General features: G+C 46.4%; 15 protein-coding genes. 1 reads left to right on the top strand and 14 read right to left on the bottom strand.

The window, feature by feature from the left end:
* Positions 1 to 7: 7 nt before the first annotated feature.
* Together ZMTM_RS07065 and ZMTM_RS07060 are read right to left on the bottom strand one after the other, a co-directional pair.
* The gene (locus ZMTM_RS07065) at positions 8 to 628 is read right to left on the bottom strand and encodes an SCO family protein (RefSeq protein WP_221763223.1); all 621 of its coding nucleotides are present in this window, start codon (positions 626 to 628) and stop codon (positions 8 to 10) included.
* Between the two features lie 3 nt (positions 629 to 631).
* Positions 632 to 1,387 carry an SURF1 family protein gene (locus ZMTM_RS07060; protein WP_221763222.1) on the bottom strand — a complete coding sequence of 252 codons (756 nt, stop codon included), beginning with the start codon at positions 1,385 to 1,387 and terminating at the stop codon, positions 632 to 634.
* A 77-nt stretch (positions 1,388 to 1,464) separates the two neighbouring features.
* Here ZMTM_RS07060 and ZMTM_RS07055 point away from each other — a divergent pair, with 77 nt between their 5' ends.
* The gene (locus tag ZMTM_RS07055; RefSeq protein WP_221763221.1) at positions 1,465 to 1,665 is read left to right on the top strand and encodes a twin transmembrane helix small protein; all 201 of its coding nucleotides are present in this window, start codon (positions 1,465 to 1,467) and stop codon (positions 1,663 to 1,665) included.
* 13 nt (positions 1,666 to 1,678) lie between these two features.
* Here ZMTM_RS07055 and ZMTM_RS07050 read toward each other — a convergent pair whose 3' ends face one another.
* The 12 genes from ZMTM_RS07050 to ZMTM_RS06995 all read right to left on the bottom strand — a co-directional run bounded on the left by ZMTM_RS07050 (position 1,679) and on the right by ZMTM_RS06995 (position 13,565).
* Positions 1,679 to 2,563, bottom strand: a complete 885-nt coding sequence (locus ZMTM_RS07050; protein WP_221763220.1) for a cytochrome c oxidase subunit 3 — start codon at positions 2,561 to 2,563, stop codon at positions 1,679 to 1,681.
* 66 nt (positions 2,564 to 2,629) lie between these two features.
* Positions 2,630 to 3,196, bottom strand: a complete 567-nt coding sequence (locus ZMTM_RS07045) for a cytochrome c oxidase assembly protein (protein ID WP_221763219.1) — start codon at positions 3,194 to 3,196, stop codon at positions 2,630 to 2,632.
* A 34-nt stretch (positions 3,197 to 3,230) separates the two neighbouring features.
* On the bottom strand, positions 3,231 to 4,823 hold the full coding sequence (gene ctaD, locus ZMTM_RS07040) for a cytochrome c oxidase subunit I (RefSeq protein WP_221763218.1): 1,593 nt from the start codon (positions 4,821 to 4,823) through the stop codon (positions 3,231 to 3,233).
* Positions 4,824 to 4,884: 61 nt separating this feature from the next.
* A complete protein-coding gene (coxB, locus tag ZMTM_RS07035) occupies positions 4,885 to 6,069 on the bottom strand; it encodes a cytochrome c oxidase subunit II (protein ID WP_404804658.1) in 1,185 nt (394 codons plus the stop codon).
* A 15-nt stretch (positions 6,070 to 6,084) separates the two neighbouring features.
* Positions 6,085 to 6,549: a DUF2244 domain-containing protein gene (locus ZMTM_RS07030; RefSeq protein ID WP_221763216.1), complete on the bottom strand. Its 465-nt coding sequence runs from the start codon at positions 6,547 to 6,549 to the stop codon at positions 6,085 to 6,087.
* 237 nt (positions 6,550 to 6,786) lie between these two features.
* A complete protein-coding gene (locus tag ZMTM_RS07025) occupies positions 6,787 to 7,380 on the bottom strand; it encodes a Yip1 family protein (protein ID WP_221763215.1) in 594 nt (197 codons plus the stop codon).
* Positions 7,381 to 7,598: 218 nt separating this feature from the next.
* Positions 7,599 to 7,880 (bottom strand): hypothetical protein, encoded by a 282-nt coding sequence (locus ZMTM_RS07020; RefSeq protein ID WP_221763214.1) that lies wholly within the window; start codon positions 7,878 to 7,880, stop codon positions 7,599 to 7,601.
* A gap of 35 nt (positions 7,881 to 7,915) precedes the next feature.
* Positions 7,916 to 9,421 carry a hypothetical protein gene (locus tag ZMTM_RS07015; RefSeq protein WP_221763213.1) on the bottom strand — a complete coding sequence of 502 codons (1,506 nt, stop codon included), beginning with the start codon at positions 9,419 to 9,421 and terminating at the stop codon, positions 7,916 to 7,918.
* A gap of 92 nt (positions 9,422 to 9,513) precedes the next feature.
* Entirely contained in the window at positions 9,514 to 10,536 is a 1,023-nt protein-coding gene (locus ZMTM_RS07010; RefSeq protein ID WP_221763212.1) for a CobW family GTP-binding protein, read from the bottom strand.
* A gap of 79 nt (positions 10,537 to 10,615) precedes the next feature.
* Positions 10,616 to 11,986 carry an FMN-binding glutamate synthase family protein gene (locus ZMTM_RS07005; RefSeq protein WP_221763211.1) on the bottom strand — a complete coding sequence of 457 codons (1,371 nt, stop codon included), beginning with the start codon at positions 11,984 to 11,986 and terminating at the stop codon, positions 10,616 to 10,618.
* Entirely contained in the window at positions 11,986 to 12,681 is a 696-nt protein-coding gene (locus tag ZMTM_RS07000; RefSeq protein WP_221763210.1) for a GltB/FmdC/FwdC-like GXGXG domain-containing protein, read from the bottom strand. The genes ZMTM_RS07005 and ZMTM_RS07000 overlap by 1 nt, the downstream gene beginning before the upstream one ends.
* A complete protein-coding gene (locus tag ZMTM_RS06995) occupies positions 12,669 to 13,565 on the bottom strand; it encodes a class II glutamine amidotransferase (RefSeq protein ID WP_221763209.1) in 897 nt (298 codons plus the stop codon). The genes ZMTM_RS07000 and ZMTM_RS06995 overlap by 13 nt, the downstream gene beginning before the upstream one ends.
* Positions 13,566 to 13,589 lie beyond the last annotated feature (24 nt).

Below are 13,589 nucleotides of genomic sequence, written 5' to 3'. Positions count from 1 at the left end.
ATTCATATTAGCCTGCCCAGGCATAAGCCAGTAAACGCACCAGGTCTTTGCGCATCTCTGTTGGTGGCAAGTTGCTGGGAAAGTACATCATCAGATTACCAAGCGGATCCACCAGATAAATCTGGTTAGAGCTGCCTGCAGCAGCTTCTGATAAATCAAACTGTTGCCGGAACTCAATTAGTGCACTTTGTGGCTTGCTCAGAATCAATAGGTCAGGGTACTGCTTTTGAATTGCAGGGACATTTTGTGAGTTCGTCAGTAAAATCCGCTGCAAACGGCCCATATCTTTATCCATGGAAACCTGGAGTTGCCGCATGGTATGCAGGTGAGCCACACAGTCTTCAGCGCAGTCATCGGCGATATACACCATGCTCCATTTATCCAGCAGGAATCCGGCTTTAATGTTGACGTTATCGGCATTTACTAGTTGATCACTTGGGTGCAACAAACGGGCTGGGGTAATCAATTGGCCATGGCTGCTCCCTTGTGGATGCCAGTCGAAATGATGCATGGCTACCACCATCAACACGGGCGTAACAAACACAATCAGCAGCATTAAAAGCATCCAGCGCCCATGCGATTGAGGCGGCTCGCTTTTTGTCAGATCATTGCTCATCGAGGCATTCATGTTTTATTCCAAATCTGTCTGTGCTTGCGCTGGCGGCGTGGATATTTTCTTGAAACTGACAAATAAATAGATCGCCACAGCAGCGACTGCAAAACCAAACCACTGATAGGCATAACTCAGATACATGCCTATGCGTTCGGCAGGTTGTTGCCATTCGCGCTTAAACCCACCTGCCTGGCTTGCTGCATCAAGGCGAATCACAACCGGGCTAAGCTTTAAAGGTGTGCTTGCTGAATAACGCTTCATATCCATGTTCTGCCATAACATCTGCCAATCAGGCTTAGCTCCAGCAATCGGCCCATCTAGCGAATAAAACTTGCTGGAAGGCAACCATACTTGCCCGACCACCTGCTGCTCGCCCGCTGGCGTGTCAATGGCAGGCAGAGTACTGTGGTCATCTTGCGCGGGTATCCAGCCCCTATCTACCAGCACGTAGCGATCCGTATTGCTGATATGCAAAGGGGTAATGACGTCATAGCCTACTTGTTCATTATTCACCTGGTTATCCAGCAAAATCTGGTATCGGGTTTCATAAGTACCTGTCAATTTTACCTGCCGATAGCGCCAGCTTTCGGGTTCTGCTATCAGCTCTGGAATTTCAACTGGATCAGCATGCAGGTACTGGTCATAGCTATCTTGCAGCGCTTGTTTCTGTTGGGCTTTGTGGTATTGCCATAACCCAAGTTTAATAAAAATCGGAATACAGCATATCGTCACCAATGCACCCAGCAAGCTAGGTTTAAACTGATACCCTAACAATCAGTAACCTGCGAATCAGAATTGCAAAATAAGCTGATGCGACACATACTTAGATCAAATTCAAGACGGAGAAAATCATGATCATCAAGCTATTGATTATTTTCATGCTGTTACTCATTGTGGGTAGCCTGTTTTATGCATTATTTTCTCTAGTTAAAAAGGGTGATAGCGAGCGCACTGCAAAAGCCCTGACTATCCGTATTTCACTTTCCTTGTTCTTATTCGTTCTGTTGATGGTTGGCTTCTACACTGGCGTAATTGGCCATCCGCCTACATAAGGACTGGTTTATCTCAGAGCCAGTAAACAAACACAAACAAGCCTAGCCAGACCACATCTACAAAGTGCCAATACCAGGCAACTCCCTCAAAACCAAAGTGATGTTCAGGCGTGAAATGGCCTTTCATGCTGCGCACAAGAATCACAATCAACATGATGGTACCAAGCGTGACATGGAAGCCATGAAAGCCCGTGAGCATGAAAAAGGTACTGCCATAGACCCCTGCACCAAGCGTTAAGCCAAGCTCCGTGTAGGCATGGTGATATTCAAAGGCCTGTAGCGAGATAAAGCTGAGGCCTAGGATGATGGTTAGAAATAGTCCAATCACCAACTGTTTGCGATTGTTCTTGAGCAAGCCCCAATGTGCCCAAGTGACGGTAGCCCCAGAGGTCAACAGTATCAATGTATTGATCGCTGGAATGCCCCATGCGCCCATAGGCGTGAATTGTGCTGACTTGTATTCGTGGCCAAGCACATTGCCGCCTGGGCCAGCAGATGGCCAGGTTGGGAGAAAGTCTTTATACATCGTGAAATGCGGGTCAAAACTCGCCAGCTCGGGCACTGATATCACACGAGTAAAGAACAGGGCACCAAAAAAAGCCCCGAAAAAGGCGATCTCAGAACAGATAAATGCCACCATGCCCCAGCGGAAGGATTTGTCTTCCCAAGATTTATACATACCGCCTTGGCTCTCAGCGATGACTTTGCCAAACCACCTGAATATCATGCCAACAATTAACACAGTGCCAGCAATCATCATCCATTTACCAGCGGTATGTTGATTGATACTAAAGATAAAACCTGAAGCCAGTAGCAATAGGCCGGCAGATAAAATGACTGGATACAGGCTGGGGGTAGGGACAAAATATTTGTCATGTGTTGGTGTAGATGTGGACATGCACTCGCTCCTCTAAGCCCAGGTTATTTACCTGGATTAATATTGTTAATTACTGCTAATGACTGGTTAATTCTTCAGTTTGATTGCGTTGTAAAAGGCATACGAAAGCGTTACCGCATCTATGTCTTTTGGTAAATCTGGACTTAAGTAAAAACTCACTGGCATCTCTTTCGTCTCCCCTGGTGCTAAAGATTGCCGTTTAAAACAGAAGCACTCAATCTTCTTGAAATACAGCGATGCCTGACTTGGGCTCACACTAGGTACTGCTTGCCCAGTCACTACTTCATTCGTTACATTTTTTGAGATAAAAAAAACTGTTTCAATTGCTCCTGGGTGCATCTTGATGCTTGATTGTTTAGGGTAAAAATCCCAAGCCAAACCAGGCATCACAGTACTGGTAAAGCTCACCGTCACCCAACGTGTGCTGTCTAACTTTGGATGTGCATCTGCAGCAACGGTGTTCGTTTTGCCGTTAAACCCCGTGAGGTTGCACATCACGTTATAAAGTGGCACCAAGGCAAAAGCGAACAGAAGCGCAGCGCCTACCAGCCACAACAACTTAAACCCTAACCGTCTATTTTGCAGGCGGCTATTCTCGGCCGCCGATTGCTTATCTGTGTCTAATTCATCCATTGCATGATCACTAATCCCATCTGACGCGGCTTAATCACTTAATGACCGGCTGCTCATTAAAGGTGTGGTAAGGCGGGGGTGATGGCAATGTCCACTCCAAGCCATTGCTGCCTTCCCATACTTTGTCAGTAGCTTTCTTGCCACCTCGAACACAAGTGATGATGTTATAAACAAACAGCACCTGCGCCAGCCCAAGGGCGAATGCCGCGATCGATGAAATCATGTTGAATTCAGCAAATTGCAAAGCGTAATCTGGGATGCGGCGTGGCATGCCAGCTAATCCCAAGAAGAATTGCGGAATAAAGGTCAGGTTGAACGAAATAGCCGTCAGCCAGAAATGTACTTTGCCTAGCCGTTCGTTATACATATGGCCTGTCATCTTCGGCAGCCAGTAATAAACACCAGCCATAATCCCCATAATCCCGCCAGCAAACAGCGTGTAGTGGAAATGCGCCACCACAAAATAGGTATGATGATATTGGGCATCAGCCGCCACATCAGCCAGCACCAAGCCTGTCAGGCCACCAATACCGAATAATATGATCCAGCCAACTGCAAACAACATAGGCGTCTCGAAGGTCATTGAGCCTTTCCAGATGGTGGCAATCCAGCAGTAGAAGAGCACAGCCAAAGGCAGGGAAATCGCCATGGTGCTATACATAAAATAGAGCAGGGCGGGCACAGGCATGCCAGCAGTGAAGAAATGGTGTGCCCAGACTACAACTGAGAGTATGCCAATCAAACACAGCGAATAGACCTGTGCCTTGTAGCCATAAATCGGTTTGCGGGCAAATGTGGAAAGAATCTGCGGTATAAAGCCCCACACTGGCAGCAGCAGAATATAAACCTCAGGGTGCCCGAAGAACCAGAATAAATGCTGGAACATAATTGGGTCGCCGCCGCCAGCTGCGTCAAAGAAGTGGGTGCCAAAGTGGCGGTCTGTCAGCAGCATGGTGACAGCGCCTGCCAATACTGGAATGGTTGCAATCAACAGGAATGCGGTAATCAGCCAGCCCCATGCGAATAAAGGCAGTTTCATCATGGTCATGCCAGGTGCGCGCATGTTGAATATGGTGACGATGATATTGATCGAGCCCATTACTGATGAGATACCTAGTATGTGTACAGCGAAAATCGCAAAGTCCACGCCTATGCCACCTTGCACTGAGAGCGGCGCATAGAATGTCCAGCCAGTGGCAATCGCACCATCACCAATGCCAAATAAGGCCAGCGTAAAGGGCAGGGTGAGTAAAATTGCGGCAGGTGGCAATAACCAGAAACCCCAGTTATTCAATCGCGGCAAAGCCATATCTGGCGCGCCTATTTGCAGCGGTAGCATCCAGTTGGCAAAGCCAGTAGCTGCGGGCATCAGCGCCGCAAAGATCATGATTAGTGCATGCACACCGATTAGCTGGTTATAAAACTCAGGCCTCATCAACTGCAAGCCTGGCTGGAACAACTCCGCACGCACAGCCATGATCATCGCGCCACCAATCATGAACATGGTCAGCGAGAAGGTTAGATACATGGTGCCGATATCTTTATGGTTGGTAGTCGTCAACCAGCGCATGATGCCGGTTGGGTGTTCCTGGTGATCATCGTGGTGTGTTGCAGCGCCGTAACTCATGGTCTACTCCTTGAAATCTGTGTATCAAATGTTTGTTTGAAATTGGTCTTGGCTAAGCGGCTCATCGCAGTGCCTTGACCTGAGCTGGTTGAAGCATATCGCCTACATGATTACCAAAAGAGTTGCGTTCATACGTGATGACTGAGGCGATTTCCGTGTCATTGAGTATGCTTTTCCAGGCGGGCATCACGCCTTTGCCATTGAATACACGGTCTAAATGACCATCCTTGATCAGCTTGCCATCTGCATCAAAAATCGGCCCGGTTGCAATCTTGCTGCCAGCAAGGGCAGGGAATGTCGGTGGCAATCCCATGCCAGTAACCTGGTGGCAAGCAACGCAATTTTTCTCGTAAACCGCTTTACCATTGGCGATCAACTCTGCTTGCGTCCACGTCTTATCAGCACCAGCACCAGCCGCCGCAATTTCCTGTTTCTTAGCGACTGCCCATTGTTTGAAGTCATCTTCATTTTTAGCGACTACGACCGCCGGCATAAAGCCATGGCCTTTACCGCACAGCTCTTTGCATTGCCCGCGGAAGGTGCCAGGCTCATCAATTTTTAGCCATGTTTCACGCAAGAACCCAGGTACTGCATCGCGCGCGGCACCAAAAGCTGGAACCCACCAGTTATGAATCACATCGGTAGAAGTCAGCAACACCCGTACTTTTTTGCCTGTGGGCAGCACCAACGGGTTATCTACTTCCAGCAAGTATTCTTTGTTCTTCGTAGCTTTGTTATCAATCTGGTCTTGCGGGGTAATCAGGTTGCTAACGAAGCTGATGCCTTTGGCATCGCCGTCCATATACTCATACTGCCAACGCCATTGAGAACCAGTGATCTTGATGACCATCTCAGCGCCTGTCTTCGTATCCTCCATAGCCACAACACTGTGATATGCCGGTATGCCCATCAAGATAAAGTCGATATAGAGCAGAATCACAAAGGGCACTAGCGTCCAAATAATCTGGCTGCGCGTAGTAGGGCCAGTAAATGTACCTGCGGGGTGATTTTTGCTTTTGCGATGCATGACAATGGAATAAATCATGATGCCCAGCACCACCACAAAAATTACCATCACTATGATCATGAATTTATTATGGACTTGTAGCGTATCCAGGGCCATTGGCGTTGCGGGTTTGGGGAAATTCCATGAGTAATCTGCGTGCGCTATTAAAGGCGCGAACATCAAAACTGCCAATATCAAGGTTATACAGCCCCTGATTTTTTTTATTAATTGCATCACCATGCCTACTCCTCTTGTTTAATAAGCACTGCCAACCAACTGTTTTAATTGCCGCGCCAATTGCTGTCGCTGCTCGTTGTTCATCAAACTCTCGCCAAGCTGAACCTTCTTGCCGTGCGAGCGTAAGAACAATGACTGTTCGCCATTGGGTAAATCCTGCAACAGGACTTGCGCCCAATAACGTTGGAATATGATGCGATTGGTGATCTTGTAATCGTGCTTCTCAATGGCCACTTGATCTTCCTCGATGCGAATGGACTCGTAATCATGAGAGTGGCAATGTATGAAATAAAAGGCGTAAGCCAACGCAGCTAGCTCAAGGCCAGCAAAAGGCAATATGAGCCATGCGCCCATAATGGTGAAGACGACTGCAATTGTGAGGGAAACCAGAGTAATGAGCGCAACAAGGCTCAGCATGCCCCTCGTGGACAAGGAGCAATTGGGACGTGCAATAAAGCTAAAATCAACTACGTTTGAAGCCATATCTCTTCCTCCAGTAACCGTTTCTGTTGAACGGCTTATACATCGAAGAATCTGGTCAACTACGTAAATCTTGAAGCAAATACTGACTGAAATTTAAAACGCTAATCTATTTGTTTCAAAATATTACACAAAAAAATATTTGTATCAATAAATTTACAATTCATCAAAACACTACAACCTCAAGTGATTAAAGAGAAAATAACTTCTAACCTGCTGTTTAATTGATCAATATCTAGCTCAATGAGTGAAGTGTAAATTTTGCACGCTACCCCAAATCACCAAGGTACAGACCATCATAAATACCCAGGCCATGAGCCCTGCCATCAAAACTGCACCAAAGAACAGAAAGCTCTGGCCACTGTCTTTAATCCTGAAGATCGTTGGTATGCCGAAATACATCAAACCAACGGCAGCCATCATGGCTACGGTGATGACAACTGAATTTACGTAAATGTCTGGGATGAACAGGAAAATTGGTGCCAGCCAAAGCGGGGTAGGGGCTACTGCGGCGAGTATGAAGCTATCACCATATGTGGGGTGTATTTGCGCAACCTCGGCAAGTTGCCGGATGATAACCGCCATGATGGGCACCACCACCAGTTGAATCACAAAGAAAATAACTGCAACCACCCTAAGCTTGTCATCTGGCAATAGATTCAGGAATAGCAGGCCATGCTTTCCGCCAGTCAGGTAGATCATTAAAGCAGGGATGATGGAAAACGGAATGACGTGAAGAAGGTACAGTCGATAGATAGTCGGCTGACTTTTAATCAACCTCTGCCAACCGGCAGTAGGCTTGAAGAAGAGCGTAAACAAAGTAATTGGATGCATGATAGATCCTTCTTAAAGTAAGTTACTTAAAGAACACTTCTGCGGGCTAGTATATTCTTAATTTTATTTTATGCACTAAAATATGTTTATTTTGAGGAACTTTGCACGGTGATGGTGCATATAACAAGCATTGATGCGGGTGTGGAAGGAGTAGGGGATGGGTGTTTTGTACTGGTTTGTGAGAGATTTACAGCCAGTGATAGAGGATTTTACTCAAATTAAGTGGTAATTTGCGAGGCTTCTGTTTCTTTCTCTAATCGCTCAAGCACAAGTTTTGCTGCTGAGTTTTTTGTCATTGCACCGCGTGTTCGCATCTCTTCCATAATCAGCCGCTCAGCCTTTCCGCGGTTGCCATCACATGCTTCAATCAACTTGCCCATATCGCTGATGTCCCTATTCTTGCCTTTTCTTTTGACACTTCGTCGGTCAGCACCAATGAACATGGACCATAGCAGCCATGTAAAGCTAATCGCAATAACACTTTCTACAAGCGTTCTCATTATTCACATCTCCGTATTATTGTTTGGCAGATGGCTTACCACTTCAACCGGCGCATCAGTTGCGAAACATAATTCCGACATCTATATAAACTTAATCTAGTCCAAAAAATAATTTTTTCAAAGATGGTTACGTTGTAAGGGAAGGGGATAGGGCGTATCGAACTCCATTTAGTTGCTATAGGGCTCCACATTTCAGCATCTGATATACGTTGTTTAACCTCGTCAGCAAATTCCTCGTCAAATGGAGCCTCACCAAAGTTTATTAAAAAATAGTCGACTGAGGTTAAGATTTCTTGTCCTGGCGCGAAGGCGATACCAATTATTTCCTTAATTTTTTCAAACTTTAATTTGCAACCATATGCATAGAGAAGTATGTCGCCTCTTCTAAGCTCAAGATATTCTTCCTGATTACATTCTTCAGGTCTAGGCATTGTCATGAAAATGTAAGCACGACCTTCACGAGACGCACTGAAAATCGTACGAGTAAAGCGCTTCCCAGGTTCATTAATACTATTTGCTCGATTAATACTTTCTCCCAAAGACCTTCTAGATAGCCTATTTTCTTCTGCCATCATACGCATAATACGTTCGTACATAACTGGGTTGGAGTCGCCGATTAGTGCTTCCGCGCTTCCCGCTAGAATGTGGTCATTTTGAAATTCGATTAATGTATCCCACAGATAACTTATTTCATTCTCTTCACAACGTGCCTGATACTGACGGCTTTTTTTTAGTCGGCGCCAACCCCCTTCTTGCAGGACTACCAGCGCATCTTCAGGAACTACTGGGAAATAATATTCTTCACGCCTAAAGTCATAATGTTGCAAATAGAAGGCGACTAGCTCCTCCTCTCCGGGGATTAGAAAGTCTGAACCAGGTGTAGTAAAACGCTCTTCTTTTTTAGTTAAATAAGAAATGAAGTCAGATATTGTGTCCAATTCACCAAGAACAATATCTAGCGTCGTTTCATCGAAAACATGAACAAGTCGTTTATTTGAGAGTGCCCAGCCAATTCGAAATGGGGAATTCTTATGATCATCTCCAACAAGTTTGGTATCTATAAAAAGACTACCTGAACTTCCACCACCCCAATAGGATTCTGCGTATTCACTTGCCCCTCTAGTAACTGCGACTAAGTGAATTCGTATGTCCGTCTCTTTTGGTAATTTAACGGGTAAGGGCGCCTTACAATTCGAATCTAAATATATTTTGTTAGGAAAACGTTTTATCCAAGATTCTGCACCACTTAACTGTCTAGCCGACTTTTCAACTGCACGTCGATACCAGCGACTCCAGGCTACATTAATGTTTTCATGGGCTGTGAATTTACATGCTTTGTCGGAAAATAGAATGACGTCATTTCCAAATACAACTAAAAGATCACATAGCTCTTTACCGTTCCCGTTACCATGGCGTCCTTCATCTGTATACAAATTCGGATAGCTCCATAGAGACAAAAAAGCCTTCTTTGCAAGACGCACCAAATATCGTTCAGATTCAGTATTCCCCGATGATGTAAGTACACTTGAGAATTCAACCATAGTATTTTTCTTTGAAATATCACGCCATAATTAATATACATTACTTCGCATAATGTATATTATGTTAAATAAAAAATGCACTTGGTTTTGTCTCAATCAGGGTTTCTGGTATTTGCCATTGCTTGATACGTCTGCTCTATTACATCAGCACCTATTCCTTTGGTAATGAATCCAATTTTGGTTTGGTGATCTTCTGTTGGCCATGCTGAGTAAGTTTGATGTGGCTGCATTATGTGTTGCGTTGCATTAATAATAGTCGGCACAGCTTCCCCAACAAAATTAACTACTCCACTAAGTTGCCATATGTCAGCACCTTTAATGTTGAGCAATAAATCGAGCCAGTCGTTTAAAAGTGATTTATCTACAGGTTTTTCGATGAAAAAAACAAATGCCTGAATACCGTCACCTTGCTTATCAGCAATTAATGGCTTAGAAAGCGATTCTAGCCAATTTAGCGTTTTTACTAGCTGATTTTCACGATTTTGGGCGTTTTGGCAAAAGATATTGAGATTTTGAATATCTGCAGGCTGCATAAGCTGAATAATTGAAGCTGCTGGGTTAATACCATTAAGCCTATTCAATAAATCGCCTAAATGGTTTGTATTGCCTGACTCTGAATGACTGATTGCGATGCTATTGGCAAAAGCGACTTGTTTGATCAACTCGGGGTGTTGATCCAGCATTTTCATGCCATTGGCTGGATTGATGACGGTAACTATGGAATCAAGCTGATAATGGGCTTGAATGAAGTCATCAGTGATTAATGTGTGAATAATGGCAGCAGGGTCCGCAAGCCCTTTTGTTTCAATAATCACGCGGTTAAAAATACGCTTGCCTTCACGTGCAAACCGCCAGATGACATCACGTAATGTTTTCTGCAGATCGCTCCGCAGATTGCAGCATTTGCAAAAAGTGGTTTCGCTTATTTGAGATTCTTCCAGGCTAAAAACCACCAGCGGATGATGAATATTGCTGAGGTCTGATTCACTATAAATAACTAAGGTATCACTTAAATTAGTCTCTTTAAGTAATTGATTTAATATTAATGTTTTTCCACTATCAGTTGCGCCAGTGATAATGGAAATAGGAATTAGCGGATTGGGAATAGGTTGCATAAAATGGAATAAGCTTGGTTAATTCGATTAACCAAGCTTATTCATGTACGGCAATTTTGTAAAACGATACTTTGCTTTACTAGAACTGGGTGACGCCCGGTATCCAGGTTGTACCCGCCAATGGTACTTTTGCCATGGCCGAGGCTTCTATGGTTAGGGCTACCAAGTCTTCTGGCTCCAGGTTATGCAGGTGAGATTTACCGCAGGCCCTGGCAATGACTTGGGCTTCCATGGTCATCACGTTGAGGTAATTGGATAATCTGCGCCCTGCTTTTACTGGGTCCAGCCGTTTTGCCAGCTCTGGGTCTTGCGTGGTGATGCCTGCTGGGTCGCGGCCCTCGTGCCAGTCATCATAAGCGCCTGCAGTAGAGCCTAGCGCCTGATATTCCTCTTCATAGCGTGGGTCGTTATCGCCCAGCGCAATCAAGGCAGCTGTACCGATTGCAACAGCATCTGCGCCTAGTGCCAATGCTTTTGCTACATCAGCACCATTCCTGATGCCACCTGAGACAATCAATTGCACGCTGTTTTTACCGTTGCGATAAACGCCTAAATCCTGCAAGGCTTTGACGGCAGGGCGAATGGCGGCAAGGATTGGTATGCCCACATGCTCAATGAATACCTCTTGCGTGGCTGCTGTACCGCCCTGCATGCCATCCAGCACCACGACATCAGCGCCCGATTTAACCGCAAGGGCAACATCAAAGTAAGGACGGGTTGCGCCGATTTTTACGTAGATTGGCTTTTCCCAATCGGTGATTTCGCGTAGCTCTGCAATCTTGATTTCAAGGTCATCAGGGCCTGTCCAGTCAGGGTGGCGACAGGCTGAGCGCTGGTCGATACCTTCTGGCAGGCAGCGCATTTTAGCTACTCGTGCACTGATCTTCTGGCCTAGTAACATGCCACCACCACCCGGCTTGGCGCCCTGCCCGATCACCACTTCAATGGCATCGGCTTTGCGCAAGTCATCAGGGTTCATGCCGTAGCGTGAAGGCAGGTATTGATATACCAGGATAGATGAGTGACCGCGTTCTTCAGGTGTCATGCCGCCGTCGCCAGTGGTTGTGCTGGTGCCGACTGCACTGGCACCACGGCCTAGCGCTTCTTTCGCTGGGCCAGAAAGCGCGCCAAAACTCATGCCTGCAATGGTTACAGGAGTTTTAAGATAAATTGGCTTCTTGGCGAAACGGGTACCTAGCACCACATCAGTACCACATTTTTCGCGGTAGCCTTCCAATGGATAGCGGCTGACTGAAGCACCTAGAAAGAGCAAATCATCAAAGTGTGGCAGCTTACGTTTAGCGCCTGCGCCACGAATATCGTAAATGCCAGTATCAGCCGCACGGCGAATCTGCGACATGGTTTGTGGATCAAACGTCGCTGAAAAATGTGGCAGCGTTTGTGAAACAGGCTGCGCAGGCTTGGGTTTGTTATCTTTAGAGTCGCTCATTAGTATGCTCCAGCATGATCAACGTGGAAGTTATAAAGCGTGCGGGCCGAGCCGAAAAGCTTGAAGCTATCGGGGCTCACATCTTGATGGCCTGATTTACGCAGCAGATCGGTGAGGATTTTCTTTGCTTCGTCATCCATTGGCTTTTCTTCGCAATCTGCGCCGAGGCTTTTCACCTTGCCGCGCACGAAGATACGCACTTCATAGAGTGAGTCACCCAAGGCATCGCCTGCATCCCCCAAAATCACGAGGTTGCCCGCTTGAGCCATAAAGGCAGAGAAGCTACCAACAGAGCCGCCAACAACGATATCGGCGCCTTTGAGGGATATGCCACAACGCAGGCCTGCATCACCATCAATGACTAGCAAACCACCTTGTGCAGTGGCGCCAGCGGCATTGGAGGCAAAGCCTTTGACATGCACATAGCCAGACATCATGTTTTCAGCCACGCCTGTGCCAGCGCTGCCTTCAACCACTACAGTAGCTAACTGGTTCATGCCTGCGGCGTAGTAGCCAGCATGCCCTTGAATGGCCACTTTAACGTCAGCTTTCAGGCCAACAGCGATATTGTGAGCGCCATTCGGGTTCTGGATTTTGACGCACTGGCCGTTTAGCTTTGATGAATCACCATGCAGGAACTGGTTCACCTCACGCAATGGCGTGGTGTCCAGATCAAAATTCGTTATATTTTCCATACGTACATTTCCTTGGGGCTAGGCTCAAATACATGTGCATTCTTGATGTCTGGCAAATGTGCCAATGAGCGGAATTCAGATGCGATGGCAACATAGTCATCGTGCTCGGCCACTACTGCAGGCTTGCAGGCGAATGGATCGCGCACCAAAGCAAGTTCTGTCTTGGTACCCATGAGTAAGGTGTAAAAGCCATCCAGGTCTTCAAAGCCATGTTCTAGCGCAGCTTTCAGATCATCGCCTTCACGCATCCGCCACTCAAGGTAGCGGCAAGCAGCTTCAGTATCATTATCTGTTTCAAAGGTAATGCCTTCGTGCTCCAGTTTGCGGCGCAAGCTGTGCGCGTTGGAGAGCGAGCCGTTGTGCACAAGGCACCAGTCCTCACCAGCAGTAAAAGGGTGCGCATGCGCTGGCGTAATCGCTGATTCTGTCGCCATGCGGGTGTGGCCTACCAAGTGCGTACCGCTGAGCGTGGGTAAGTCATAACGGGCAGCCACATCGGCTGGCAAGCCTGTATCTTTATAGACGTCAATCGAATGGCCGACAGACAGTAGATGCACATTTGGGTAGCTTTGTTTGAGCCATGTTTTAACCTGTTGCGAGGCAACGCTGGTAATCACGATGGCATGATTACCCTTGGTGGATAGTTTTGGCTTGTTAGTGAAATGACTACCAAATTCTTCTACCAGTAATTTCCAGTTAAATTCCATAGAGGGCGCATACAGACTGTACTTAAGCTCATTCGCAGCCACAGGCGCGGTGAAAACAGCCATGCCTGCTGAGTCTGGGCCTCGTTCTGTCATGCCTATCAACATAGGCATCATTAATCCGCCAATATTGGCGCGCATGCTCTGGTTTTTCACCAGTAATCCTACAATTCCACACATAGTGTTTCTCCTAATACTTAACTA

Source organism: Methyloradius palustris, from assembly GCF_019703875.1.
Lineage (GTDB): Bacteria > Pseudomonadota > Gammaproteobacteria > Burkholderiales > Methylophilaceae > Methyloradius > Methyloradius palustris.
The sequence above is the reverse complement of the archived record's forward strand: the minus strand, read 5'-3'. Positions and strand labels throughout refer to the sequence as shown.

Bases quoted from the DNA above. Each gene is read 5' to 3' on its own strand.
- ZMTM_RS07065 (WP_221763223.1), bottom strand. From the start codon at position 628: ATGAATGCCTCGATGAGCAATGATCTGACAAAAAGCGAGCCGCCTCAA.
- ZMTM_RS07055 (WP_221763221.1), top strand. From the start codon at position 1,465: ATGATCATCAAGCTATTGATTATTTTCATGCTGTTACTCATTGTGGGT.
- ZMTM_RS07050 (WP_221763220.1), bottom strand. From the start codon at position 2,563: ATGTCCACATCTACACCAACACATGACAAATATTTTGTCCCTACCCCC.
- ZMTM_RS07045 (WP_221763219.1), bottom strand. From the start codon at position 3,196: ATGGATGAATTAGACACAGATAAGCAATCGGCGGCCGAGAATAGCCGC.
- ctaD (WP_221763218.1), bottom strand. From the start codon at position 4,823: ATGAGTTACGGCGCTGCAACACACCACGATGATCACCAGGAACACCCA.
- coxB (WP_404804658.1), bottom strand. From the start codon at position 6,069: ATGGTGATGCAATTAATAAAAAAAATCAGGGGCTGTATAACCTTGATA.
- ZMTM_RS07030 (WP_221763216.1), bottom strand. From the start codon at position 6,549: ATGGCTTCAAACGTAGTTGATTTTAGCTTTATTGCACGTCCCAATTGC.
- ZMTM_RS07025 (WP_221763215.1), bottom strand. From the start codon at position 7,380: ATGCATCCAATTACTTTGTTTACGCTCTTCTTCAAGCCTACTGCCGGT.
- ZMTM_RS07020 (WP_221763214.1), bottom strand. From the start codon at position 7,880: ATGAGAACGCTTGTAGAAAGTGTTATTGCGATTAGCTTTACATGGCTG.
- ZMTM_RS07015 (WP_221763213.1), bottom strand. From the start codon at position 9,421: ATGGTTGAATTCTCAAGTGTACTTACATCATCGGGGAATACTGAATCT.
- ZMTM_RS07010 (WP_221763212.1), bottom strand. From the start codon at position 10,536: ATGCAACCTATTCCCAATCCGCTAATTCCTATTTCCATTATCACTGGC.
- ZMTM_RS07005 (WP_221763211.1), bottom strand. From the start codon at position 11,986: ATGAGCGACTCTAAAGATAACAAACCCAAGCCTGCGCAGCCTGTTTCA.
- ZMTM_RS07000 (WP_221763210.1), bottom strand. From the start codon at position 12,681: ATGGAAAATATAACGAATTTTGATCTGGACACCACGCCATTGCGTGAG.
- ZMTM_RS06995 (WP_221763209.1), bottom strand. From the start codon at position 13,565: ATGTGTGGAATTGTAGGATTACTGGTGAAAAACCAGAGCATGCGCGCC.